At 59.7% G+C, this 25381-nt stretch carries 24 protein-coding genes and 2 pseudogenes; 13 read left to right on the top strand and 13 right to left on the bottom strand.

What is annotated here, in order from left to right:
* Positions 1 to 2: 2 nt before the first annotated feature.
* On the bottom strand, positions 3 to 323 hold the full coding sequence (locus tag AU509_RS11805; RefSeq protein WP_094118412.1) for a hypothetical protein: 321 nt from the start codon (positions 321 to 323) through the stop codon (positions 3 to 5).
* Between the two features lie 339 nt (positions 324 to 662).
* Here AU509_RS11805 and AU509_RS11800 point away from each other — a divergent pair, with 339 nt between their 5' ends.
* The 7 genes and pseudogenes from AU509_RS11800 (at position 663) to AU509_RS11770 (ending at position 5144) form a co-directional block, all read left to right on the top strand.
* Positions 663 to 1394 carry a YggS family pyridoxal phosphate-dependent enzyme gene (locus AU509_RS11800; RefSeq protein ID WP_094118411.1) on the top strand — a complete coding sequence of 244 codons (732 nt, stop codon included), beginning with the start codon at positions 663 to 665 and terminating at the stop codon, positions 1392 to 1394.
* Between the two features lie 34 nt (positions 1395 to 1428).
* Positions 1429 to 2250, top strand: a complete 822-nt coding sequence (gene proC / locus AU509_RS11795; RefSeq protein ID WP_085651115.1) for a pyrroline-5-carboxylate reductase — start codon at positions 1429 to 1431, stop codon at positions 2248 to 2250.
* Positions 2251 to 2307: 57 nt separating this feature from the next.
* On the top strand, positions 2308 to 2862 hold the full coding sequence (locus tag AU509_RS11790) for a YggT family protein (RefSeq protein WP_085651114.1): 555 nt from the start codon (positions 2308 to 2310) through the stop codon (positions 2860 to 2862).
* The gene (gene yggU / locus AU509_RS11785) at positions 2859 to 3164 is read left to right on the top strand and encodes a DUF167 family protein YggU (protein WP_085651113.1); all 306 of its coding nucleotides are present in this window, start codon (positions 2859 to 2861) and stop codon (positions 3162 to 3164) included. Before AU509_RS11790 ends, yggU begins: the two co-directional genes overlap by 4 nt.
* 7 nt (positions 3165 to 3171) lie before the next feature.
* Positions 3172 to 3764: pseudogene (gene rdgB, locus AU509_RS11780) on the top strand (RdgB/HAM1 family non-canonical purine NTP pyrophosphatase).
* The gene (gene hemW / locus AU509_RS11775) at positions 3757 to 4893 is read left to right on the top strand and encodes a radical SAM family heme chaperone HemW (RefSeq protein WP_094118410.1); all 1137 of its coding nucleotides are present in this window, start codon (positions 3757 to 3759) and stop codon (positions 4891 to 4893) included. The pseudogene rdgB and the gene hemW overlap by 8 nt, the downstream one beginning before the upstream one ends.
* A gap of 122 nt (positions 4894 to 5015) precedes the next feature.
* Entirely contained in the window at positions 5016 to 5144 is a 129-nt protein-coding gene (locus tag AU509_RS11770; RefSeq protein ID WP_085651110.1) for an entericidin A/B family lipoprotein, read from the top strand.
* A gap of 214 nt (positions 5145 to 5358) precedes the next feature.
* On the opposite strand, the gene AU509_RS11765 is transcribed toward AU509_RS11770, so the two are convergent.
* The 3 genes and pseudogenes from AU509_RS11765 to aas form a co-directional block, all read right to left on the bottom strand.
* Positions 5359 to 5832, bottom strand: coding sequence for a GNAT family N-acetyltransferase (locus AU509_RS11765; protein WP_085651109.1), 474 nt, complete (start codon positions 5830 to 5832; stop codon positions 5359 to 5361).
* Between the two features lie 28 nt (positions 5833 to 5860).
* Positions 5861 to 7056, bottom strand: a pseudogene (gene lplT / locus AU509_RS11760) (lysophospholipid transporter LplT).
* Positions 7053 to 9215: a bifunctional acyl-ACP--phospholipid O-acyltransferase/long-chain-fatty-acid--ACP ligase gene (gene aas, locus AU509_RS11755; RefSeq protein ID WP_094118409.1), complete on the bottom strand. Its 2163-nt coding sequence runs from the start codon at positions 9213 to 9215 to the stop codon at positions 7053 to 7055. Before aas ends, lplT begins: the two are co-directional and overlap by 4 nt.
* Before the next feature lie 622 nt (positions 9216 to 9837).
* Between aas and AU509_RS11750 the strand changes: the two genes are divergently transcribed.
* Positions 9838 to 10860 carry a LacI family DNA-binding transcriptional regulator gene (locus AU509_RS11750; RefSeq protein WP_085651106.1) on the top strand — a complete coding sequence of 341 codons (1023 nt, stop codon included), beginning with the start codon at positions 9838 to 9840 and terminating at the stop codon, positions 10858 to 10860.
* Between the two features lie 13 nt (positions 10861 to 10873).
* On the opposite strand, the gene AU509_RS11745 is transcribed toward AU509_RS11750, so the two are convergent.
* The 4 genes from AU509_RS11745 to lysA form a co-directional block, all read right to left on the bottom strand.
* A complete protein-coding gene (locus tag AU509_RS11745; RefSeq protein WP_085651160.1) occupies positions 10874 to 12040 on the bottom strand; it encodes a CdaR family transcriptional regulator in 1167 nt (388 codons plus the stop codon).
* A 94-nt stretch (positions 12041 to 12134) separates the two neighbouring features.
* Positions 12135 to 13307: a glycerate kinase family protein gene (locus AU509_RS11740; protein WP_217809397.1), complete on the bottom strand. Its 1173-nt coding sequence runs from the start codon at positions 13305 to 13307 to the stop codon at positions 12135 to 12137.
* An 11-nt stretch (positions 13308 to 13318) separates the two neighbouring features.
* On the bottom strand, positions 13319 to 14626 hold the full coding sequence (locus AU509_RS11735; protein ID WP_085651104.1) for a GntP family permease: 1308 nt from the start codon (positions 14624 to 14626) through the stop codon (positions 13319 to 13321).
* Between the two features lie 272 nt (positions 14627 to 14898).
* Positions 14899 to 16161, bottom strand: coding sequence for a diaminopimelate decarboxylase (gene lysA / locus AU509_RS11730; protein ID WP_094118408.1), 1263 nt, complete (start codon positions 16159 to 16161; stop codon positions 14899 to 14901).
* A gap of 128 nt (positions 16162 to 16289) precedes the next feature.
* Between lysA and AU509_RS11725 the strand changes: the two genes are divergently transcribed.
* On the top strand, positions 16290 to 17240 hold the full coding sequence (locus AU509_RS11725) for a LysR family transcriptional regulator (protein ID WP_094118439.1): 951 nt from the start codon (positions 16290 to 16292) through the stop codon (positions 17238 to 17240).
* A 46-nt stretch (positions 17241 to 17286) separates the two neighbouring features.
* Here the strand turns inward: AU509_RS11725 and AU509_RS11720 are convergent, their stop codons facing one another.
* Positions 17287 to 17823 carry a hypothetical protein gene (locus AU509_RS11720; RefSeq protein ID WP_094118407.1) on the bottom strand — a complete coding sequence of 179 codons (537 nt, stop codon included), beginning with the start codon at positions 17821 to 17823 and terminating at the stop codon, positions 17287 to 17289.
* On the bottom strand, positions 17772 to 18068 hold the full coding sequence (locus AU509_RS11715; protein ID WP_094118406.1) for a hypothetical protein: 297 nt from the start codon (positions 18066 to 18068) through the stop codon (positions 17772 to 17774). Before AU509_RS11715 ends, AU509_RS11720 begins: the two co-directional genes overlap by 52 nt.
* Positions 18069 to 18344: 276 nt before the next feature.
* Here AU509_RS11715 and dusA point away from each other — a divergent pair, with 276 nt between their 5' ends.
* Positions 18345 to 19397, top strand: coding sequence for a tRNA dihydrouridine(20/20a) synthase DusA (dusA, locus tag AU509_RS11710; protein WP_094118438.1), 1053 nt, complete (start codon positions 18345 to 18347; stop codon positions 19395 to 19397).
* Between the two features lie 161 nt (positions 19398 to 19558).
* On the top strand, positions 19559 to 19783 hold the full coding sequence (gene pspG, locus AU509_RS11705) for an envelope stress response protein PspG (RefSeq protein WP_094118405.1): 225 nt from the start codon (positions 19559 to 19561) through the stop codon (positions 19781 to 19783).
* Between the two features lie 404 nt (positions 19784 to 20187).
* Here pspG and AU509_RS11700 read toward each other — a convergent pair whose 3' ends face one another.
* The gene (locus AU509_RS11700) at positions 20188 to 21171 is read right to left on the bottom strand and encodes a quinone oxidoreductase (RefSeq protein WP_085651098.1); all 984 of its coding nucleotides are present in this window, start codon (positions 21169 to 21171) and stop codon (positions 20188 to 20190) included.
* Between the two features lie 119 nt (positions 21172 to 21290).
* On the opposite strand from AU509_RS11700, the gene dnaB reads away from it, so the two are divergent.
* Both dnaB and alr read left to right on the top strand, forming a co-directional pair.
* Entirely contained in the window at positions 21291 to 22700 is a 1410-nt protein-coding gene (dnaB, locus tag AU509_RS11695) for a replicative DNA helicase (RefSeq protein WP_085651097.1), read from the top strand.
* 18 nt (positions 22701 to 22718) lie between these two features.
* Positions 22719 to 23804, top strand: a complete 1086-nt coding sequence (gene alr, locus AU509_RS11690; protein WP_094118404.1) for an alanine racemase — start codon at positions 22719 to 22721, stop codon at positions 23802 to 23804.
* Positions 23805 to 23933: 129 nt separating this feature from the next.
* Here the strand turns inward: alr and AU509_RS11685 are convergent, their stop codons facing one another.
* Together AU509_RS11685 and AU509_RS11680 are read right to left on the bottom strand one after the other, a co-directional pair.
* A complete protein-coding gene (locus tag AU509_RS11685) occupies positions 23934 to 24185 on the bottom strand; it encodes a YdgH/BhsA/McbA family protein (RefSeq protein ID WP_094118403.1) in 252 nt (83 codons plus the stop codon).
* Between the two features lie 240 nt (positions 24186 to 24425).
* Positions 24426 to 25190 carry a transporter substrate-binding domain-containing protein gene (locus AU509_RS11680; protein WP_085651094.1) on the bottom strand — a complete coding sequence of 255 codons (765 nt, stop codon included), beginning with the start codon at positions 25188 to 25190 and terminating at the stop codon, positions 24426 to 24428.
* Between the last annotated feature and the right edge of the window lie 191 nt (positions 25191 to 25381).

Genomic DNA, 25381 nt, shown 5'->3' with positions numbered 1-25381 from the left:
CGTTACAGCGCGCTCAGAGAATAAGACTGTTGTTCCTGAGAGCCATCGGAGTAGGTTTCGCTGATGTCGAGCGCATCGCCATGAATGCGATAAGTGATAATTTCATCGGCGGGGTCGTTGCGCCAGCGTCCAATGCTATCGGGATTGTTACTGGCCCACAGCACGCGGTTGTCCGCCAGTTTGCATTTGATCGCCCAGCGAGAGCGGTCGCCCGGTCGGAAGTAATGCACATAGGCGATACCATTTTCGACGGCGTCAAGGTTCATGATCTGGGTACTACGTCCAAAAATTAACGAGGTGGTCGCTTTGCAAATCTTGCCGATAGGGGGGGACGAAGGAGCGGCGGCGCGGGCTGAATCAGCATGAAGGGAAGGAGCAAGGCGACGCCGACGGTCGCGATTGTTTTCTTTTTATTCATTGAAAATTCCATGTATATAGCGGTCACCTTTTAAACTGTCGAACTTAGCAAACTGGCAGGTTGACGCCGAACCCGTTCAGCTGGCTGGGTGTTAGCTTAGACCAAACTCTTCCAAACGCGGGTTTTTTTATGCAGTTGGGAACTCAGTCCGCCGGACAGGTTACCCTTCAAGGTGCAGATCCAGGTCATTCTGTTTTACACTATCTGCCGAACCGATATTTCAAATCACACATAAGCCTCCTGAATGACTATGAGCACGAACCTTACGACACAGACGGTGCAGCAGAATCTACAGGGCGTCAGGCAGCAAATTTCTGCGGCGGCCGAACGCTGCGGACGCCTTCCCGAAGACGTCACGCTGCTGGCCGTCAGCAAGACCAAACCCCTCAGCGCGATCGAAGCGGCGATCGAAGCCGGACAGCGCGCCTTCGGCGAAAATTACGTCCAGGAAGGCGTCGATAAAATCCTGCATTTCCGCGCCGCGAAGCCCGATATGCCGTTGGAATGGCACTTCATCGGTCCTTTGCAGTCCAACAAAAGCCGACTGGTGGCGGAGCACTTCGACTGGTGCCACACTATCGATCGCCTGCGCATTGCGCAGCGCCTGAACGATCAGCGTCCGGACGGGCTGCCGCCGCTCAATGTCCTGCTACAGGTTAATATCAGCCAGGAAGCGAGCAAGTCCGGCATGATGGCGGACGCCTTGCCCGCGCTGGCCGCCAGCGTCGCGGCGATGCCCCGCCTGCGCCTGCGCGGCCTGATGGCGATCCCCGCGCCGGAAAGCGACTATGAGCGACAGCTCGCCGTTTTCCGCCAGCTGTCCGATCTTTTTCAGCAACTCAGGAGCGGCTATCCTCAGGTGGATACCCTTTCCATGGGCATGACTGACGACATGCCAGCGGCTATCGCCGCAGGCAGCACGCTGGTGCGCATTGGCACGGCGATTTTTGGCGCGAGAGATTATTCCGCCGCCTGACGCTTAACAGACACCCGACTACAGCGAGAATCCGATGGAACACCGTAAAATTGCCTTTATTGGCGCAGGTAACATGGCGCAGGCCATCATTGCCGGCTTAATCGACGGCGGCTATCCCGCCACACACATTGCCGTGAGCGCCCCGACGGCGACGCGTCGCGATGCGTTGGCCAGAGAGTATGGCGTCATCAGCTCCGGCGACAACGTCGACTGCGTGCAACAGGCCGACGTCGTGGTGCTGGCGGTGAAACCTCAGCTGATGGCGGACGTGTGCTCATCGCTGGCGTCGAGCGTCGACTTCAGTGACAAGCTGGTGCTGTCCATCGCCGCGGGCGTCAGCGTCGCGCGTTTTCAGTCGCTGCTGGGCAAGCCGCTGAATATCGTCCGGATCATGCCTAACACGCCTTCTCTGGTCTGTCAGGGGATGAGCGGACTGTATGCGCCCGATAACGTGAGCAAGGCTGACCGCGACTTTACCAGCAGCCTGATGAGCAGCGTCGGCGAAGTCTGCTGGGTTGATGAGGAAGCGCAGATTAACGGCGTCATCGCCGCCGCGGGCAGCGCCCCGGCCTACTTCTTCCTGTTTATGGAAGCCATGCAGCGGGAAGCCGAACGTCAGGGATTTGATGCCCAAACGGCACGCCAGCTGGTTCAGCAGGCCGCCACCGGCGCCGCCGCGCTGGTCGCCGCCAGCCCGGACAAAGCTTTGTCTACCCTGCGTGAAAATGTCACCTCCAAGGGCGGCACCACGGCGGAAGCGCTGCGGGTATTCAACGAACAGCATCTGGCTGAAACCGTGTCGGAGGCCATGCAGGCCGCCGTCGCTCGCGCCAAAGAAATGGAAAAGCTGTTTTAATCGTGGCCTTTTCCACACACGACCTCATCCTCTGACCCGAAAGGAACCGTTGCATTTATGCTTACTCTGACGTTTCTAGTCAAAACGCTAATCGACCTGTATGTGATGGTGCTGCTGTTGCGCATCTGGATGCAGTGGTCGCGCAGCGATTTTTATAATCCGCTGTCGCAGTTCGTGGTCAAACTGACCCAGCCGATCGTCGGACCGCTGCGCCGCATCATCCCCTCGCTCGGCCCTATCGATAGCGCATCGCTGCTGCTGGCGTTTCTGCTGACGACCCTGAAATACCCGCTGCTGCTGCTGATTCAGGTCGGCGCGCTGTCGCTCAGCCCGATGAATCTGCTGGTCGGGCTGCTGTCGTTGGTCAAATCCGCAGGTTATCTGGTGTTCTGGATGGTGATCATCCGTTCGCTGATGAGCTGGATCAGCCAGGGCCGCAGCCCGGTCGACTACCTGCTCCACCAGCTGACGGAGCCGCTGATGGCGCCGATCCGCCGCATACTGCCTGCGATGGGCGGCCTCGACTTCTCCGCGATGGTCGTCATCCTGATCCTGTATCTGCTGAACTACCTCGGCATGGATTTGTTCCCCGGACTGTGGTTCCTGCTGTGAGTGCAGTCAGCTACGATCGGGACGAACTGGTGATTCGGCTGTACATACAGCCGAAAGCCAGCCGCGACCAGATTGTCGGCCTGCACGGCGAAGAGCTGAAGGTGGCGATCACCGCACCGCCGGTCGACGGTCAGGCCAACGCGCATCTGGTCAAATTTCTCTCCAAGCAGTTTCGCGTCGCCAAAAGCAAAGTGATTATTGAAAAAGGCGAGCTGGGTCGGCATAAACAGATCAAAATCGTCGATCCCCAGACGATCCCCGCCAACGTCGCGGAACTCATCGCTTCACCTTCTCAGGACTGAATAACTGATGCAAAAAGTCGTATTAGCCACCGGCAATGCCGGTAAAGTGCGTGAGCTCGCCGATCTGCTGGCGGATTTCGGGCTGGACATCGTGGCGCAGACCGATCTGGGCGTGGACTCCGCCGAAGAGACCGGCCTGACGTTTATTGAAAACGCCATCCTCAAGGCCCGTCACGCCTCGCGGATCACCGGGCTACCCGCCATCGCCGACGACTCGGGTCTGGCCGTGGATGCGCTGGCTGGCGCGCCGGGGATCTACTCCGCGCGCTATGCGGGCGAAGACGCCGACGACCAGCAGAATCTCAACAAGCTGTTGGACGCTCTGCAGGACGTGCCGGATGACCAACGCACCGCCCGTTTTCACTGCGTGCTGGTGTTCCTGATGCATGCCGACGACCCGACGCCGCTGGTGTGTCACGGCAGCTGGCAGGCACTATCGCCCGTGAACCGGCGGGCGGCGGCGGTTTTGGCTATGACCCGATTTTCCTCGTGCCGGACGCAGGCGTCACCGCCGCAGAACTGACCCGCAGCGAAAAGCTGAGCCGTTCCCACCGTGGTAAAGCGCTTCGCCAATTGCTGGATGCCCTGCGCAATGCTTAAGCTGCCTCCACTCAGCCTCTACATCCATATTCCCTGGTGCGTGCAGAAATGTCCGTACTGCGACTTCAACTCGCACGCGCTCAAAGGCGAGGTGCCGCACGGGGAATATGTGGATCACCTGCTGGCCGATCTGGATGCGGATCTAGCGATGGCGCAAGGGCGTCCGCTGCATTCGATCTTCATCGGCGGCGGCACGCCCAGCCTGCTGAGCGCCGAAGCGATGCAGCAGTTGATGGACGGCGTGCGCGCCAGACTGGAACTGGTGCCCGAGGCCGAAGTCACGATGGAGGCCAACCCCGGCACCGTCGAGGCCGACCGCTTCAGCGGCTACCAACAGGCGGGCATCAATCGTATTTCCATCGGCGTACAAAGTTTCAGCCCGGACAAACTCCAGCGTCTGGGCCGCATCCACGGGCCGGAAGAGGCGAAACGCGCCGCGCGACTGGCCGAACAGTTGGGCCTGCGCAGCTTCAACCTCGACCTGATGCACGGCTTGCCGCAGCAGTCGCTGGAAGAGGCGCTGGACGATTTACGTCAGGCTATCGCGCTGAACCCGCCGCACCTGTCGTGGTATCAGCTCACCATCGAACCCAACACGCTGTTTGGCTCCCGCCCGCCGACGCTGCCGGACGACGACGCGCTCTGGGACATTTTCAGCGCCGGCCATGAGCTGTTGAGCGCCGCGGGCTATCAGCAGTATGAAACCTCGGCCTACGCCCGCCCCGGCTACCAGTGCCAGCACAACCTGAACTATTGGCGCTTCGGCGACTATCTCGGGATCGGTTGCGGCGCGCACGGCAAGCTGACGTTCGCGGACGGACGCATCGTGCGCACCGCCAAAACCCGCCATCCGCGCGGCTACATGCGGGGCGAGTATCTGCATCAAACGACAGACGTGCCGTTAAATGACCGTCCGTTCGAATTCTTTATGAACCGCTTCCGGTTGCTGGAGCCTGCGCCACGCGCCGATTTCACGGACTATACTGGACTGACGGAGCAGGCGATCCGCCCGCAGATCGACGCGGCGCTGGCGCGAGGTTTTCTGACCGAAACCGACCGCCACTGGCAGATCACCGAGCACGGCAAACTGTTCCTGAATACGCTGCTGGAAGGCTTTCTCGCCGACTGATTCGCCGCCCGTCGTCATGCCGCATAAAAATCGCTGGCGACGCGATAAAGCGCATTGAACTCGCAGGCGAGAATATGACAAAGTGCAGACAGGACTGAGACTGAGATAGCAGGTAAACCACGATGAAAAACATCACAATACTAACGGCCGTACTGTTGATGACCGCTGTCCTGAGCGGTTGTAACACCACGCGCGGATTTGGTCAGGACGTTCAGAAGCTCGGCAGCTCCATCTCCCGTACCGCCAGCTAAACCCTTAAAGCACCAGGCGCACATCGCCCCAAGCGTTATCCACACGCTCGGGGCGTTTTTGCCTCTGCGCCTGATTTTCTCCGACTTATTGTTTGTACGCATTCACTTCGACCGCTGCGGCACTGCGGCTCGCGAGCAGAAATAACTGAAGGGAAGGAAAGGCAAAACGAGAGGATTTCCCGTTCAGCAACGCACGCGCTGAACGGGAACATGATCAATCCGCGGAAGGCAGAGACGCGAGGAACATATCAACGTGCGGTATCCCGTCTTCCTCATAGGCCTCGCCGACGGCGACAAAACCCAGCTGACGGTAGAAGTCTTGCAGGTGCGCCTGCGCCGACAAATAGCACGGACGCTGAGGCCAGTGACGAGCACAGGCCGACAGCGCCTGCGCCATCAGTTGATGCCCCATCTTCTGTCCACGCGCCTCGGCGGAGACGATCACGCGGCCGATGGCGACCGCGTCGCGCTCAGGCGTCGGCGCCAATAAACGCGCATAGGCCAGCAGTTGCCCCTGTCGGCAGGCGACGATATGGCGATGGCCCGGCGTCAGATCCTGCCCGTCGATGTCCTGATACGGGCAGGTTTGTTCCACAATAAACACCTGATTACGTAGCCGCAGCACGTCATACAGCGTCTGTACCGTCAGATCGTCGACGCCCCAGTCATGCCACTCCACCGTCTTCATCACGTCGCCACACTCCTCACGCACGTCATCAACGCTTAACGCGTCCCCATGCCCACAGGACGGCAATCGCCAGCGCGAACAATGCGCCGAAGCCAATCCCGATCGCCATCACCGGCACGCCGAGCTTCACGACCAGCGAGTACAGCGCCAGCATCAGCAGCATCGCGCCGTTTTCCATCAGGTTTTGCACCGCGACGGCGTTGCCCGCGCCGACGCTGGCCTTGCCGATTTCCTGCAACAGCGCATTGAGCGGCACGATGAAGAAACCGCCCAGCGCACCAAGGATCAGCAGGCAGGTGTAGGCGCCGAACAGGCTGTGCTGCAACGTGAAGAACACCACCATCACGCCGATCATCACCCCGGCTGGCAAACAGCGGCGCACGGTTTTCAGCGTCACCAGACGCCCGGCCGCCCCCGCGCCGAAGACGATCCCCACGGCGACCATCGCGTTCAGCAGCGTGGGCGTCGAGTTGTCGCTGATACCCAGCGCCAGCGGCACCCAGAGCACCAACAGAAAACGCAGCGTCACGCCCGCGCCCCAGAACAGGCTGGTGCCCAGCAGAGACAACCGCGTTTCACCGTTCGCCCACAACATGCGGCAGGCATGGATGAAAGCGCCCACCATCTGCCGGGGATGCCATGAACTGCCGCTTTTCGCCGCGTTCAGACGCGGGATCAGCAGGTTAGCCGCCAGTGCAATGCCGTAGGCCAGCGCACAGACGCCTAGCGCCGCGCCCAAATGCCAGTCCGCCAGCATACCGCCCGCGACCGAACCGATCAGAATGGCGGCGATGGTGGAGGCTTCCATCAGGCCGTTGGCCTTCACCAGCTGATCGCCGTGGCTGATTTCGCCCAGAATGCCGTACTTGGCGGGCGAATACGCCGCCGCGCCAACACCGACCAGCGTATAGCCCAGGAAAGGGTTGCCGCCCACGCAAATCAGCAGCGCGCCCGCCAGCTTCAGGCATTCGCCAGCATCATGACGCGGCCTTTGGAGAAGCTGTCCGCGAACTGGCCGACAAACGGCGCCAGCAGGATATAGGCCGCGACGAATCCCATCTGTAGAAACGGCTGGCTCCAGTCGGGATACAGCAGCGATTTCACCAGCGCCAACGTCGCGAACAGCAGCGCATTGTCACCGAAGGCGGAAAAGAACTGCGCTGCCATCACGGCGATCATGCCCCGTGAAAGCAGCGGCGTCGTTGGGGTTGAGACCGGGTTCATGCGGTGCGCTCCTGATCTTCCGCCATCTGACGCAGCGTGACGAAATCCGGCTTGCCGCTGCCCAACATCGGCAACGCCTTCACATAGCGAATATCACGCGGCACCGCCAGCTCTGGGACGCCGTGCTGGCGCGCCTGCACCTGCAATTGGTCACGCGTCAGATCGGCGTCGGTGGTGAACAGCACCAGCGCTTCCCCTTTGCTGCTGTCGCTACGCGCGCTGGCCGCGTGCTGCGCGTTTGGGGACGCCTGCAACGCCAACTGCTCCACGCTTTCCAGCGAGACCATTTCGCCCGCCAGTTTAGCGAACCGTTTCACGCGCCCCACGATGGCGCAGAAACCCTGTTCATCCAGTGTGACGATATCGCCGGTGTCATACCAGCCGTCTTCCCGCTCACCCTGCGCGTTTTCGGCGGCAGGCGCTTCCAGGACGCCGGGCTGTTCGACGCGGAGATACCCTTTCATCACGTTCGGTCCACGCAGTTGCAAACGAGCGCCCGCGGTAATTCCCGGCACCGGGATCAGGCGTCCTTCCATCTCCGGCAGCAGTTGTCCGACGGTATGGGGTTTGGCCGCCATCGGCACGTTTATCGCAACCACAGGCGCGCATTCCGTGACGCCATAACCTTCCAGAATGCGAATGCCGAAACGTTCCTGCCACAGATCACGCGTGGTATCCGAGAGTTTTTCCGCCCCGGCGACGACGTAACGCAATCGGGTGAAGTCGTATGGGTGCGCATAGCGCGCATAGTTGCCCAGGAAGGTCGAGGTGCCGAACAGCACGGTGCAATTACGGTCATACACCAGCTCCGGCACGATGCGGTAATGCAAAGGACTGGGATACAGAAACACTTTGGCGCCGGTCATCAACGGCGTCAGCAACCCCACCGTTAGCCCAAAAGCATGAAACAGCGGCAGCGCGGACATGAAACGATCTTGCGGCGTGAAGTCGGACACCGTGCGGATCTGTTCGACGTTCGCCAGCAGGCTGCTGTGCGTATGCACCACGCCTTTCGGGTGCCCCTCAGAACCCGAAGTAAACAGGATCATCGCAGCATCGTCAGGCTCCTGCGGCACCATCGCCTGCGCGGGGAAGAGCAGATGGAACAGGATCCACAGCTTATCGACGATCGTCACCGTCCCCTTCAGATCTTCCAGATAGACCCAGTTAACGTCTTTCACCTCCTGGGGGAGATGGGTCAGCTTGCCTTTTTCAAGAAACTGGCGCGAGGTCACGATCGTTTTGAGGCTGGCCGCCAAAATCGCGCTCTGCAGCCCTTTCGTCCCAGCGGTGTAGTTGAGCATCGCCGGGACACGGCCGCTCAGGGAGCAGCCCAGAATAGCGGCGGCGGTGACAGTCGCGTTCGGCAGCAGCAGGCCGACGTGCTCTTTGTCTGCCGTGAAGCGTTGCAGGATCCGCGATACCCCCAGCGATTTTTTCAGCAGGCCGTGGTAGCTGTCTTCCTGCATGGCGACGTCTTCAATACTGGAGGAGCCGTAACCATAGCGGCCGCAGGCGGCCAAAAAGGCCTGATATAACGTATGGCGAGGTCGCACCGCCATCCGGGCTTCCATCATGATGCGGTGCAGATGCTCGCCCGCCAGCTCACGGCGCTCACGCGCACTACTGGCATCCGGCATCGGCAGCTTCACGGCGGGCAGCCAATGCAGGGAGATCTGCGGGAAGAGACGCCGCCTCACCACGCCGCGCAGACGGCCGAAGAACGTGAACTCCGGTCCTTCCAGACGCACCGGGACGACGGTCGCCCCTGAACGCGCCGCCACAAACGCCGCGCCGCTGTAGATTTTCATCAGAGCGCCGGTCACCGTGATGCGCCCTTCCGGGAACACCACCACCGGCCGCCCCTGCTCCACCACGCGGATCAGGTGTTTGATGGCCATTGGCTGTGTCGGGTCCAGCGCCACAAAATCCACAAACTTCTTCGTCCACTGCATAAACCAACGGTCAGCGATGGTGGAGTAGACGGCAAAAATCGGTTTTTCTTGCAGAGGCAGGAACAAGGCCAGCAGCACGCCGTCCATAAAGGACGCGTGATTCGGCGTAATCAGGAGTTTTGACTGCCGGAAGACACGATCATCCCCGGTGATTTCGATACGGTACAGGCGACGCAACAGCCAGCGTAGTGCGTTATAAATCATCCCATCTCCCTAGGTAACCCCCCTCGCTGGCACACCATCGGCGCAACGTTTGCGCGGGGTTTTAAACGAATTTAATGGCACAAAATACTATAGCCAACCCATTGCCACCAGAATAAGCGTCTTTACGACGAGCACTGGTACGATACCGCGGCCGAAAACCAGGAGGAGAAGGTGAATCGCGTAACAGGGATGACTGCGGCGGACGCTAAAGGGTCGATTCAGGCAGGGATTTGCGCGCAGCGAAAGGGACAGAATGTCTCAAACGGGAGTAAACGACAGGCAAAAAAAAACCTACGCATCCGCGTAGGTTGGTGAAATAAATATGGTTCATGGTGAACATCACATCCACTTGTCACCCATTAATACCTCTGGGACTTTCACTCTAGAGAGTCGGGTATTTATTCTCTAGTCGCGAATCGCAAGATAACTGCACGAAGTGCAACCATCTGTAAAATTCTGACCCGCCATGTAATCACGTCGGGTGATTAGGGCTATTTCCAAGCTCTAACGAGGGGCGTCGTCGTCCTGAAACGCCGTCGCGCGCCCGCACCCTGTGCGCGCTTTTTCGCCCTTGTGATAGTATGCGAACTCAGACCGATCAACTGAAAACGGGTATAACGCCATGAAAACCATGCTTGATGTGGCTCACCACGCCGGTGTTTCGAAAGCGACCGTGTCGCGCGTGCTTAATGGCACCGGCCAGGTCAAAGCCAGCACGCGGGAAACCGTTTTCAAGGCCATGGCCGAGTTGGGCTACCGGCCTAACTTTCTCGCGCGTTCGCTGGCCAATCGCAGTTCCAACAGCATCGGGCTCGTCGTCTCCCACTTCGATGGCCCCTACTTCGGTCGCCTGCTGCGACGGGCCGCAGAACTGACCGAAAGCAGCGGCAAACACCTGATCGTCACCGACGGACACGATACGCCGGAAGACGAACGCCAGTCGGTTCAACTGCTGGCCGACCGTCGCTGCGACGCCATCATTCTTTATACCCGCCACATGTCCGAGCAGGAGCTGATGACGCTACTGGCGGAGTCCAGTGTCCCGATTGTGGTCATCAACCGCGATTTGCCGCAGAGGCGCGATCGCAGCGTCGTCTTTGAACAACAGCGCGCGGCGTTTCAGGTCGTCGACTATCTGATCACCCAAGGCCACCGCGAGATCGCCTGCATCACCGGACCGATGACCACGCCGACCTCACAGGCTCGCCTCTCCGGCTATGAAGCCGCACTGCGTCACCACGGTCTGGCGATCGATCCCCTGCGGATCGTCCACGGCGATAGCAGCGTGGAGAGCGGCTATCTCGCCGCGCATGCCCTGCTGGCCCGCGGGGTCGAGTTCAGCGCGCTGTTCTCCAGCAATGATGATATGTGTATCGGCGCGATGAAGGCGTTCAGCGAAGCAGGCAAAACGTTGCCGGAGGATCTGTCCCTGTTCGGCTTTGACGATGAGCCGAACGCCGCCTTTCTGAGTCCGTCGTTGTCAACGGTGTATCTGCCGATCGAAGAGATGATGAGCGCCGCCATTCAGCAGGCGCTACGTCTGATTTCCGGCGAGGAAGCCGCCCCGCTGACGCCGTTCACCGGCGAGCTGAAAATTCGCGATTCCGTCCGACCCGGACCTTACGCCCCCGCCGCCCATCCATAATCGGCTCGGCGAATCACCCGTCTTCCAGCTGGAGCGCGATATACAGCAACAGGCGGTCGTCGACGCGGGAGAGGTTCAGTCCGGTAATGTCCGAGATACGGTGCAAACGGTATTCCAGCGTATTTTTATGGATATACAGCGCGTTGGCCGTGACCGTGTTTTGCAGGTTGTAGCAGAACCAGCTGTAGAGCGTTTTGCGAAAGATCCCGTTGCCGTCCATCGCCCGCAGCCGTCTTAGCGGCTGCATCAGCTCATTGGCCTGCCAGCCGCCGCGCAGGCTGTCCAGCAGCACCGGCAGCGCCATATCCTGATAGCTGTAGCAATGCGCGTCAGGCTGACGCTGTTTGCCCACTTTCATGGTGGTCTTCGCCGTCTGATAGGAGCGTTGCAGGCCGCCTTCGCCGGGGAAAAAGTTGCCCAACGCCAGCCGCACCCGCAGGGGGCTTTCATCATGCAGACGCTGGTATAACAGCTGGATACGCCGCAGATGCGCGTCGGGATCCCAGCGGCCATGCTCGGATAGCGGCTGCAACACCACCATCTCGGTCAAAGAGACTATCGCCATCAGCCCCTCTTCCCGCTCCGACGCCATGCCCGGCTCCGTCAGCAGGTTCTGAAACTGCTGTAGCTCGGTCATCGCCGTACTGACGCCCAACTGGCCGCTGTCCAACTCGACCACCAGTGCGACGCGCGGTTTTTGCAGGTCTATCCCCAACCGCCGCGCCCATTCGCTGACCGTCTCGGAGTAGGTATCGCTGCGGATCAGGTTCAACACCAGCTCTTCGCGCTGACGGCTGTTGCGCGCCAGCAGCTGCATAAGCCGCGCCTGCTCCAGCATCATTTCCGCCGTCATGCAGACCAGTTCGCCATACTGGCGCAGTCCGTCCGGTTGACCCGTTAAGCCCACCACCCCGACGATCACGCCGTCGAGCCGCAGAGGAAGATTGATGCCGGGTTTCACGCCCTGCAAGATGTGCATGGACGCGTCGTCGATGGTGACGATACGTTCCTGCGTGAGCGCCAACAGCGCGCCCTCATGAATTTCGCCGATACGCTCCTTGTCGCCGCTGCCGATAATTCTCCCCGTCGCATCCATCACGTTCACGTTGCATTCGATGATCTGCATCGTGCGCGCGACAATGGCACCGGCCAGCGTGGCGTCAAAATGGTAATCCGACATGTCTTTTCTCCAGACGGTGACGCAGACGAGCGGCATCACCGCGCTCGCCTGCACACTCAGCCTAGCATGATCGCGCCCCGACGAAATGCCGGGGCTAACTTCTGGACGCCGCTCTCGCCTGGGAAATACGGATTAAGCGGCCGATGTTTTCACAGGCCCGTTCCATATTCGCAGGCCCCTCTTGCAACAAGGACGCCAGCGGATCGGCGCGGGGGATCATCCCGAAGATGACATCGATCCCTTCCTCATAGAGAGATTCGATGCCGTCGCCGACGCAGCCGGACACGGCGATCACCGGCACCTGCAGCGCCTGCGCGGTCTTCGCCACGCCATAAGGCGTTTTGCCGAAGCGGGTCTGACTGTCGATGCGCCCCTCGCCCGTCAAGCAGTAGTCCGCCCCCCGTAACGTGTCCCGCAGGCCGCTGTATTCGATGACGATATCAATGCCTTTTTGCATCACACAGCGCGTGAAAGCCATCAGCCCCGCCCCCAGTCCGCCTGCGGCACCCGCCCCCGGCGCCGTCGCCACGGATTTGCCCAACTGCTGTAACACCACGTCGGCATAGTGAGACAGGTTGGCGTCCAGCTGAGCCACCATCTCCGGCGTCGCCCCCTTTTGCGGTCCAAAGACGTGGGAAGCGCCCTGCTCGCCGCACAGCGGATTAGTGACGTCGCAGGCCACGATGATCTCGACCTGCGCCAGACGCGGATCCAGTCCACTCACGTCAATGCGCTTCAGCTGTCCGAGCGCCCCGCCGCCGCGCGGCAGCGGTTTATCGTCGCCGTCGAAGAAGCGAGCGCCAAGCGCTTCGGCCATCCCCGCGCCGCCGTCGTTGGTCGCGCTGCCGCCGATTCCGAGGATGATTTTTTCTATCCCCTTATCCAGACAGGCGCGGATCAGTTCGCCGGTGCCGTAGGTCGTCGTCACCTGCGGGTTGCGGGTCTGCGCATTGACGTGGTGGATACCGCTGGCGGAGGCCATTTCAATCACCCCCACATCACCGTCGCCCATGATGCCGTAGACCGCGTCCACCGGCGTACCTAGCGGCCCGGTCACCGACAGGTGAAACAGCTCGCCCTGGGTGGCGTCGACCAGCGACTGCACAGTGCCTTCGCCGCCGTCCGCCATCGGGACATGAATGTAGTTCGCTTCGGGAAAGACCTTGCGCAGCCCTTTCTCCATCGCCACGCAGACCTCTTTCGCGGTCATGCTCTCTTTGAATGAATCCGGCGCCAGTACAAAGGTTTCATGTTTCATAGGAATCATCTCGTCACGGGTTAAAGGAGGCCGTACAGCACGGTGGCGATTATCGTCATGGTGCCGCCCACCATCGCTTCATAAGGAATGAGCGACATACGTTGGCGCAGCGCCATGTTCATGCTGCCGGCGGTCACGTGGAAGTAGTTGCCCTGCGGCAGAGAGTCGATCACGGTTGCCCCGGTGTGCACCATGACCGCGGAGGCGATCGGACTGCCGCCGACGTTGGCGATAGCGCTGCCGAACGTGCCGGTCGCCAGAATGACGCCGGTGGACGTCGACGCCGTCGCTGCCGCCATCAGGATCCCGGAAATCGGCGCCAGGAACGTGCCTGAGATCCCCATCAGGTTGATGATCGCCACCACCTGCGTCGACAGATTCGACGCCGCAATCAGACCGGCTATCGCCCCGGCGCCGATCAGGATCAGGACCGTCGCCGTCATTTTCTCCAGCCCGGACGCGGTGTAGGCGATCAGTTTTCGATGCTGTCCCATCGCCAGCAGGCCGACGATCCCGGCGATGGGCAGGACGTACAGCGCATCCAGCTTACACTCGGAGAGCAGCGGGATATGCAGGATCGAGCCGATAGGATTGATCATCAGCAGGATCACCGCCACCAGCGGCGCAACGATCGCCTGATGCAGCGGCGGGTAGCGTTTGTCGCCCGCGGGCTGATGCGCGGACAGCGCGGCGACTTCCTCTTCGGTCACCTTGGCGCCTTTGTTTTTCAACAAACCCGCGATCAGGATCGTCATCAGCAAACCGCCCACAGCGGGAATGAAACCGGCGATCATCACATCGCTCAAGGTGATGTGGAAACCGTTGGCCGCCGCAATGGCGTTCGGATTCGGGGAAATGATGTTGCCCGCCTTGCCGCCGCCGGAGAGCGCCAACAGCAGCGCCATCTTCGAGATCCCCATTTTATTGCCGACCGACAGCGCGATGGGCGCGACGATCAGCACCGCGACCGGGATAAACACGCCGACGGCGGTGATGATCATAGTGGCTAACGCCAGCGCCAGGATCGCCTTGCCCTCGCCCATTTTTTTCACCACCGCCTGAGCGATAGTTTCCGCCGCGCCGGACTCCATCATCACGCCAGCCAGTACCCCGGCGGCCAGTACGCGGATGACCGTCCCCATCACGCTTTGCGTCCCGGTGGTCAGTAAAGCCAGCGTCTGATCAAGACTCGCGCCGCCGATCACGGCACCCGCGATGGCACCGAAAAACAGCGAATAGACAGGATTTATTTTTCTCAGAATCAAGAAGATGGCAATGAATAGACCGATTAAAGCTCCATACCAACCAAGGGGTTCCATGCCGTTCATAGTATGACCTCTTTATTGTTATATCTGTTGCATAGGGTAGAGAAACGGTGTTGCGACGACGGGCGCCAATAAGGTAAAGCCACGATTTGATAGCCCTTATTTTAGGGCTGGCGGTGGTATTCACCTATGTGCGCAAACACAAAATAAGCACGGGAAATCACGGAGAAAACCGTGTGGAAAGACAAGACGGGGAGAGACCTATCACAGACGTGAGGAGCGATGAGACCAAGAGATGACGCCCCTCCCTGATGCAGGGAGAGGCGAGAGAAGGATTACAGCTGTTCCAGCGCCAGCAGCTCTTCCACCGTCTGTCGACGGCGGATCAGGCGCGGCTCGCCGTCTTCGAATAACACTTCCGGCAGCAGCGGACGGCTGTTGTAGTTAGACGACATCGACGCGCCATAGGCCCCGGTGTCGTGGAAAACCAGATAGTCTCCGACGTTGGCGTCCGGCAGGGCGATGGTTTCGACGCCGCCGCCCGCCTGCTGGGTAAAGACGTCGCCGGACTCGCACAGCGGCCCTGCTACGACCGTGTCGCGCAGCGCGGCGCCATCCACGGCGCGGCCATCTCCCGGCAATAAGGTGATGTGGTGATAGCTGCCGTACATCGCCGGGCGCATCAGATCGTTAAACCCGGCGTCGACCAGAACGAAGTGACGGCTGCCCATTGCCTTGACGGCCCGCACTTCCGCCACCAATACGCCCGCTTCCGCCATCAGGAAACGACCCGGTTCGATCTCCAGCGTGACCGGATGGCCGAGGTGCGCGGCGATACGCTCACGCGCGCCGTTCCACAGCCCGTAATAGTGTTGCGTATCGATCGACTCTTCGCCGTCACGGTAAGGGATGGAGAGACCACCGCCTGCGGAGATGGCGTCCAGATCCTGACCGAAGTCGATCACCTGCTGCACCATCGCATCGCACACCTGTTCCAGATGACCGTAGTCCACGCCGGAGCCAATGTGCATGTGCATGCCCACCAGTTTGAGCTGATGGCGTTCGATCGCCGCCAGCGCCAGCGGCAAATCGCCGTACCAGATACCGTGCTTGCTGTTTTCGCCGCCCGTATTGGTTTTCTGGCTGTGTCCGTGACCGAAGCCCGGATTAACGCGCAGCCAGACCGGATGCCCCGGTGACACGGCGCCGAGCTGATGCAGCATGTCCACGGAACCGGCGTTGACGGGAATGTTCAGCGCCGCCACCCGTTCCAGCGTGGCGTGATCCAGCAGATCGGCGGTAAAGACGATTTCATGATCCGGCGTTCCCGGCTGGAATCCGGCGGCCAGCGCACGCTCGATCTCGCCCAGCGAGACGGAGTCGACCTTGACGCCGTGCTGGCGCATCAACGCCAGAATATGAATGTTGGAACACGCCTTCTGGGCGAAACGGATGGTGTCGAAGTCGCGCAGCTGGGCGATGCGGCTGACGATGGTGTCGGCATCGTAGGCCCAGACCGGGCAGCCGAAACGTGACGGCAGCGCCCGCAGGCTGTCTGCATTGAGTGCGTGAGAAGCGGTATTAAGATCGTGCGGCATAGGGTCAAAACCTGATCAATCAAATCATGTCTGCATTGTGCGAAATCCCCCGCGAGGGAGACAAATATCCTTTTACGCAGAGTCTATTCATTTATGATATGGCTTTATCCCCAAGCGAGGTGTCTACCGTGGCCGCCATCTCCCTGCGACATATCGAAATTTTTCATGCCGTGATGACCACCGGCAACCTGACGGAAGCCGCCAGCCTGCTCAATACGTCGCAGCCGACGGTGAGCCGCGAGCTGGCGCGTTTCGAGCATCTCATGCAGATGGCGTTGTTCGAACGGGTGCGCGGCCGCCTGCATCCGACCGCGCAGGGGCTACAGCTCTTTGAAGAGGTCCAGCGTTCTTATTACGGACTCGACCGGATTGTCAGCGCCGCCGATGATATCCGGCGCTTTCAGCAGGCGCAGCTGTCCATCGCCTGCCTGCCGGTCTTTTCCCAGTCCCTGCTGCCGGAAGTGTGTCAGCCGCTGCTGGCGGAATACCCGACGCTCAATCTGCATATTATTCCCCAGGAGTCGCCGCTGCTTGAAGAGTGGCTGTCCGCGCAGCGTCACGATCTGGGGCTGACCGAAAACAGCGCGACGCCCGCAGGCACCGAGCGTCAGACGCTGATGCAGCTCAGCGAAGTGTGCGTGCTGCCGTCCCGCCATCCGCTCGCCAGCAAGCCGGTGCTGACGCCGGAAGATTTTCGCCACCAGCCGTTTATTAGCCTGTCCAGCGCGGACAGCTATCGTCAGTGGCTCGACCATCTGTTTCAGGAAGCAGGCGTGGAGCGCAGTATGGTGATGGAAACGCACAGCGCCGCCTCGGTCTGCGCGATGGTGCGCGCTGGCGTGGGCCTGTCCATCGTCAATCCGCTGACCGCCGCGGACTACGCCGCCTCGGGTCACGGCGTGGTCGTCCGCCGTTTCAGCATCGACGTCCCTTTTACCGTCAGCCTGATTCGCCCGCTGCACCGCCCCGCCTCTGCGCTGGTCGATACCGTGACCGAACACCTGCAACGGTTTGCACAGGCGTTTCCCGACCGCTTGCAGCGATTGATCGACGGCGAAGAGACGCTCGGTCAGGGATGAGTCACACGCAATGTGTCCGGTGCGTCGAACGCGCCGGACACTGCCGTCACTTCAGCTTGATATAAACGTTGGAAATCAGATTCTGATCGAAGATGTTTTTACGCACCTGTAAGCGGGGATCGTGGCTGGCCAGAAACAGAATGCGCGACATAATCACCACATCCTCCACCTCGGCGTAGCCTTTCGCCCACAGGGACAGCATCACCTTCGCGGTGAGCACCTTGACCGGCTGATAGTGCGCATTCACGACAGACACAATAATGTCGTCGAAGAAGTGCGTGGGCAGCGCCGCCAGCACGTCTTGATGTCTGACGATCAGGTGCCCGGCGTGATAGAGCGACGACAGCATATTTCGTGCGCCGGCAGTCAGCTCGGGAGTGATGGGATTGTTATTTTGCGGCAACGAGAAATCACGATAAATCCGCTGATAGTAGGCCTGCGTGCCTTCCTGAAACGCAGGCCGGGGCAGCTCTGCAAGATCCACACAGCGCAAGGCGATCTTATCGCCCGCGCGCGTATCTGCCAGCCAGATCAGAATTTCATACAGCAGAATTTCCTGCCGGGCGACGCCAGATCGGCCCACAGGACCAGCGTCGAAACGTCCGCGTCGGCGAACCGAGTCGCCAGCTGTCCGTGGAGCGCAGCGCGTTCCTGAGACAGGTCTTTATAGGGATAGACTTCGTAACCGGCGGCGACAGACGCCTCGTCCTGTCGGCTTGAGAAGACGCCGTAAGTGAAATTATGTTGCAACAGATGAAACGGCAGACCGTCGAGGTAGGTCGAGAGATGACGGTAAAATCCGGCGTCCAGTATTAAATCACACTGCATAATTCCCCCAAGTGCATGAAAAACCGTTCTGAAAACGTGTATTGCCCGCATGACTCCGGCGCAGCAAGTGTAGCAATGCCTTCGGCGTTCCGCGCCGTCCCGCGTCGCGTTTTATGCAATATCGCTCCGGGGCTGCCGCCATCCTACACGTTCTCTGCGTTCGGCATCCGCGAGTTTGCGCGACCTTATGTTATATTAATGCAACATACGTTCGGCCCGGGGTCGAACGCCGTTACCGACGCGCTGAGACAGCTCCACACGCCAGAAAGTTTAGACATGCACCCAGACAATAAAGCTGAAAACTCGTTAGATCCCCGTCCGTCCTCCGATGCACAGGCCGCCTATCCGCTGTGCCGTTTTTCCGTCGCGCCTATGCTTGACTGGACAGATCGCCACTGCCGCTATTTTCACCGTCTGCTGAGTCGTCAGGCGCTGCTGTACACAGAAATGGTGACGACCGGCGCCATTATTCACGGTAAAGGGGACTATCTGGCGTATAGCGAGGAGGAGCACCCGGTGGCCCTCCAACTGGGCGGCAGCGATCCGGCGGCGCTGGCGCAGTGCGCGAAACAGGCCGAAGCCCGCGGCTACGACGAAATTAACCTGAACGTCGGCTGTCCGTCCGACCGCGTGCAGAACGGCCGCTTCGGCGCGTGCCTGATGGCCGATGCGGCGCTGGTAGCCGATTGCGTCAAGGCCATGCGCGACGTGGTCAGCATTCCCGTGACGGTAAAAACCCGCATCGGCATCGACGAACAGGACAGTTATCCGTTCCTGTGCGACTTCATCGATACGGTGGCGACGCGCAGCGGCTGCGACAATTTTACCGTCCATGCCCGTAAAGCCTGGCTGTCGGGCCTGAGTCCGAAGGAAAACCGCGAGATCCCGCCGCTGGATTATCCGCGCGTCTATCGGCTCAAACAGGATTTTCCCGCGTTGACCATCGCCCTCAACGGCGGGATTAAAACGCTGGCCGAAGCCCGTGAACATTTGCAGCATCTGGATGGCGTGATGGTGGGCCGCGAGGCGTACCAGAACCCCGGTATGCTAGCGCAGGTCGACCGCGAGCTGTTCGGCGCCGACACCGCGCCCGATCCGTTCAGCGTGGTGGAGTCGCTCTATCCGTACATCGAACGCGAGCTATCGCAGGGAGCGTATCTCGGCCATATCACGCGTCATATTCTGGGGCTGTTCCAGGGCGTGCCGGGCGCCAGACGCTGGCGTCGCTACCTGAGTGAAAACGCCCATCGTCCGGGCGCGGATGTGTCCGTCGTCGAGAAGGCGCTGTTGCTGGTGCCGCGTGACGCGGTGGAATCCGCTAATAGTTAGTGATTCTCGCCGGGGCGTAACGTCCCCGACCTCTCACCCCGCGAGTGAAATCAAGGGTTAAGCCAACCCCGCATTGGCACGCTTCTTGTAATACCTCCTGTCAGGCGTTGATCGCCACTTTCGCCGGACCATGTCCGGCATCACACTGACAGGGGTACGCCATGTTTGAGATTTTCTTCGTCGTCGGTTTCTTCATTATGCTGTTAATGACCGGGCTGTCGCTGCTGGGCGTGCTCGCCGCGTTGCTGGCGGCCACCGTTTTCATGCTGCTCGGCGGCCTGTTTGTCATGGCGCTCAAGGTGCTGCCATGGCTGCTATTGGCCGTCGCCGCGGTCTGGATATGGCGCTGCTACCAGCAAAAACAGCGCCAGCGCTATTACCGGTAGACCCGTGCCAGGCGGAGAGAGGGAGCGGGAGAAACACATCGTCAAAACTGTGCGTGAACGATGAGTTTTTGATTCATCAGACGGGTACTCTTTGGGTCTGTCAGCCTGTGCGCGTTTCACCCCGAACCGCGCACAGGCGACAACTTGTTTTCATCAACGTCGGGACCCATAACAATGACGCCGTACAGGCTCCTCTCCCGACAAGCCGCTGTACCCTACAAGACAGCGCGATGAAAATCCGCCGCGCGACCGTCGCCTTTTACCGGGCGGTTGGGCGCATCCACCCACGCCAGATTTAAACCTCACAGCCTCCCCCGGCGCCAGCGGGGCAGCCCATCCGGCTTGACACATAACAACGCCCGCTTCGCGGGCGTTGTGCTTTCTGGCTCAGAACACGCGGAGTCTTACGGGATCAGCAGGCAAGAGCCTTGAGTCTGACGCCCCTCCAGCGCCAGATGCGCCTGTCGCGCATCGGCCAGCGCGAATTTTTGCGCCTCCGGTACGTCTACCGAAATCGCGCCGCTGGCGATCAGGGAAAACAGCGCATTGCAGGCTTCTTCAAGCTCTTCTCGATGGGTGATATAGCCGAACAGCGACGGCCGCGTGACGTACAGCGAGCCTTTCTTGTTGAGGATGCCCAGATCGACGCCGGTGACCGGCCCGGAGGCGTTGCCGAAACTCACCATCAATCCCCGGCGTTGCAGGCAGTCCAGCGACGCCTCCCAGGTGGCTTTCCCGACGGAGTCGTACACCACGCCGACCTTGTTGCCATCGGTCAACGCCACGACGCGCTGCACGATGTCTTCCTGCTGGTAGTTAATGGTCGCCCATGCGCCGGCCTTTTGCGCCAGCTCGGCTTTCTGCGCGGACCCTACCGTCCCAATCAGCCGAGCGCCCAGCGCTTTAGCCCACTGGCAGGCGATCAGCCCAACGCCGCCCGCCGCCGCGTGAAACAGAATGGTTTCGCCCGGCTGCACGTCGTAGGTTTTACGCAGCAGATAGTATACCGTCAGCCCTTTCAGGAAACTGGCCGCCGCCTGTTCGAAACTGATGGCATCCGGCAGCTTCGCCACTTTGTCCGCGGACACATTGTGCACCTGACTGTAAGCGCCCAGCCCGCCCTGCGCATAAACTACGCGGTCGCCTACCTGCAATGCCGAGACGTCGGCACCGACTTTCGTCACCACGCCTGCCGCTTCGCTACCCAGACCGGAGGGCAAGGACGGCGCGGGATACAGCCCGGAGCGGAAATAGGTGTCGATGAAGTTGACGCCGATGGCGCGGTTTTCGATCTGTACCTCGTCCCGGGCCGGTTCGGCGGGGAGATAGTCCACCAGCTCCAGCACCTCAGGTCCGCCGGGACTGCTGAATTGAATGCGCTTAGCCATATGCTCTCCAGATTCTTTCTCAATTTAGGGGTTCACGGTGACAGCGGGTGTCATTCCCGCTTTTCAGAGATACAATGCCCCCTTCCATTCTGGTAAATCAACCCGTAAGAACGCGCTTCATGGCAGAGAAGAAAAGATCCACCAATAAATCCGCAGAACCTCGCGACCGTCAGGTCGAAGGGCTAAAGCTCCCCCCACATTCATTGGAAGCGGAACAGTCTGTGTTGGGTGGACTGATGCTCGACAACGAGCGCTGGGACAACGTAGCAGAACGCGTCGTCACCAATGACTTCTTTAATCGCGCTCATCGGCTGATTTTCAGCGAAATGCAGCGTTTGCTGGAGATGAGCAAACCCATCGACCTGATTACCCTGTCAGAGTCGCTGGAGCAGAAAGGCGAACTGGAATCCGCCGGCGGCTTCGCCTATCTGGCCGAGCTGGCGAAGAACACCCCCAGCGCCGCGAACATCGGCGCCTACGCCGATATCGTGCGCGAACGCGCCGTCGTGCGTGAAATGATCGCCGTCGCCAACGAGATCGCCGACGCCGGTTACGATCCGCAGGGCCGCAGCAGCGAAGATCTGCTGGATCTGGCGGAATCCCGCGTCTTCCAAATCGCGGAAAACCGCGCCAGCAAGGACGAAGGTCCGAAAAGTATCGACCGCATTCTGGAAGACACCGTTTCCCGTATCGAGCAGCTTTATCAGCGCCCGCACGACGGGGTGACCGGGGTGTCCAGCGGCTATCAGGATCTGGATAAGAAGACGGCCGGTCTACAGAAATCCGACCTGATTATCGTGGCGGCCCGACCGTCCATGGGGAAAACCACGTTCGCCATGAACCTGTGCGAAAACGCCGCCATGACGCAGGAAAAGCCGGTGCTAATTTTCAGTCTGGAAATGCCCGGCGACCAGCTCATGATGCGTATGCTGGCGTCGCTGTCGCGCGTCGACCAGACCCGTATTCGTACCGGTCAGCTGGACGACGAGGATTGGGCGCGTATCTCCAGCACCATGGGGCTGCTGCTTGAAAAGCGCAACATGTACATCGATGACTCCTCCGGCCTGACGCCGACGGAAGTCCGTTCCCGCGCGCGTCGCGTCTTCCGCGAACATGACGGCCTCAGCCTCATCATGATCGACTACCTGCAGTTAATGCGGGTACCGTCGCTGTCGGAAAACCGAACGCTGGAAATCGCAGAAATTTCACGCTCGCTCAAAGCATTGGCGAAAGAATTGCAAGTGCCTGTTATCGCACTGTCCCAGCTTAACCGTAGTCTGGAGCAGCGCGCCGATAAACGTCCGGTCAACTCCGACCTGCGTGAGTCCGGCTCCATCGAACAGGACGCCGACTTGATCATGTTTATCTATCGTGACGAGGTTTATCACGAGAACAGCGACCTGAAAGGCATCGCTGAAATTATTATTGGGAAACAGCGTAACGGTCCCATCGGCTCGGTACGCCTGACCTTTAACGGGCAGTGGTCGCGGTTCGATAACTACGCCGGGCCACAGTACGATGATGAATAATGCGATAAGGGAACGAGCATGCAAACGGCAACCGCCGTCATTAATCGCCGCGCTCTGCGACATAATCTGCAAGTCATCCGCCAGCGTGCGCCGAATAGCCGCCTGGTGGCCATCGTCAAAGCCAATGCCTACGGGCATGGCGCGCTGGAAACCGCCCGTACGCTGAGCGACGCCGATGCGTTCGGCGTCGCCCGCCTCAGCGAAGCTCTGGCCCTGCGCGACGCGGGTATCACTCACCCTATTTTGCTGCTGGAAGGTTTTTTCTCCGCGGAAGATCTGCCTGTGCTGGCGGCCAACGGGCTGGAAACTGCGGTCCACAGCATTGAACAGTTGGAAGCGCTGGAGCAGGCGACGCTGGCGCGTCCATTGACGGTCTGGATGAAGCTGGATACGGGCATGCACCGTCTCGGCGTCCGTCCGGATCAGGCAGACGCTTTCTGGCAACGCCTGTCTCGTTGCCACAATGTGGTGCAACCGGTGAACATCATGAGCCATTTTTGCCGTGCAGATGAGCCAGACGTCGACGTCACCGAGCGTCAGCTGGCGACGTTCGACGCCGTCGCGGCGGGTAAGCCGGGAGCGCAATCCATCGCCGCCTCCGGCGGCATTTTGCTGTGGCCGCAGTCACACCGCGACCAGATTCGTCCCGGCATTATTCTCTACGGTGTCTCCCCACTCAATGGCGACAACGCCGCCCGCTGGGGACTACAGCCTGCAATGCGCCTCGTTTCCCACCTGATTGCCGTGCGCGAACACCAGTCCGGTGAGCCCGTCGGCTACGGCAGCGCCTGGACCAGCACGCGTAATACGCGACTCGGCGTCGTCGCCATGGGCTATGGGGACGGCTATCCCCGTTGCGCGAAAAGCGGCACGCCGGTGTGGATCAATGGACGTAACGTCCCGCTGGCGGGTCGGGTCTCTATGGATATGATCACGGTGGATCTGGGGCCGGACGCGCAGGATCGGGTCGGCGATGAAGTCGAGCTGTGGGGAAAACATTTGCCAGTCGAAAGCGTGGCCGCGATGAATGACGTGAGCGCCTATGAGCTGCTGACGCGCCTGACGTCCCGCACTCATATCGCTTATACGGATGAGCCGTTCTAAATATTGATCGTCCCGACGCAGACGTAAAAAAGGCCCGCAATCACATTGCGGGCCTTTTTATCGGGTGTCTTATCATCGATAGGTTTCATGAGCAGCCAACCTTATGAAGAAGATGCCCCACAGAAAAAATTAGTTATAAAGTTCAGCGACACCGCGGATATGGTTGCTGCTGTCCATCGTGGAGATGATGCGGAATGACTTCGCACCCGAGGCATCAGCCGCGGAAGACAGGTTGGATTGAAGATCGCTCAGGTTTCTTGCTTTGGCGGATACGCTGCCGATGGACGAATCCTGAGACTGGTTGACTTCGGTCGCGGCTAACGTGGCGAATGAAGCGGTAGAAAGTACCACAGCGGCGATAACGGTATTGAGCATTTTCATAAAATATCCTTCACATGATTATTAGGAAGACGATGTCTGTCTTCGATGTGGATAATCATAGTCCAGTTACGGCGCTGTTAAAATTGGGTTAATTTGGTGACTACGTTCAAAAAATATGAACAAAAAAAGCACCGATAGATAAAATATTGTTCCTTTTAGCTATCGATGCGATCGCGTGAAATCTGGTTAAGTGAGGCTATTTTAGCCTAAATCACCTAATACTTACCCATTAATGGATTATTACTTTGTTACGGAAAGCCATCTCCCCATAATCTGCTGGTGCTCTCCGGTGGATTTTGTCAAGTGCAGCCATTGGTCCACATACTGTTTCCAGCTTGAGTCATCCCGCGGCAGTAAAAAGGCTTTTTCTCCATACTGCAACGGATGCTCCGGATTGACCGCACACAGCGAGGGATAGTGTTTCTGCTGGTACAACGCCTCCGAGGCTTCGGTAATCATGACGTCGGCTTTACCGTCCGCCAGCTGCTGGAAGATCGTGACGTTATCGTGCAGCATCAGCTGCGCATGAGGCAAATGAGCGTGCGCAAACGCCTCATTGGTGCCGCCGGCAGGTTCAATCAAACGCACGGACGGACGGTTGATTTGGTCGATCGTCTGATACTTCGCTTTGTCTTCGCAACGCACCAGCGGGATTTTGCCATCCACGTCGATTCGGTTCGTAAAGAACGCTTTTTTCTGTCGCTCCAGTGTCACGGAAATGCCGCCAACGGCGATATCACACTGCCCTGCCAGAAAGTCGGGCATCAGCGTTTTCCAGGTCGTTTTCACCCAGGCGACCTTCACCCCGAGGCTGGCGGCCAGCGAGTGCGCCATATCGATATCGATCCCTTCGTATTCGCCGTCTTCTCGCAGCAAGCTGTAAGGCTTGTAATCGCCGGTGGTACAGACTCTCAGCACGCCCTGCTGCTGCACGCTATCCAGATGGGATGCGGCGCTTGCGGCGCCGGAAGCCAGCAACAGAGTCAGCGGGAACCATTTCTTCATTCATTTCACCCTTACTATTGACGTTGAGCGACGTCGTGCTTGCGCCGACGTGATAATTTTTCACTCTTTATGACACATCCCGACAGGCGCACCAACAGTTAGAGCGCAATCCACTATCCTGCGCTTTCAAACTCAGCGTCCTTGGCATAATGCTCCAGATTTTCGCCCGAAAACCGCTCGTGGATCGCATG

It is taken from the genome of Lonsdalea britannica, assembly GCF_002111595.1.
GTDB lineage: Bacteria > Pseudomonadota > Gammaproteobacteria > Enterobacterales > Enterobacteriaceae > Lonsdalea > Lonsdalea britannica.
Note: the sequence above shows the minus strand (reverse complement) of the source record. Positions and strands in the feature narration are given on the sequence as shown.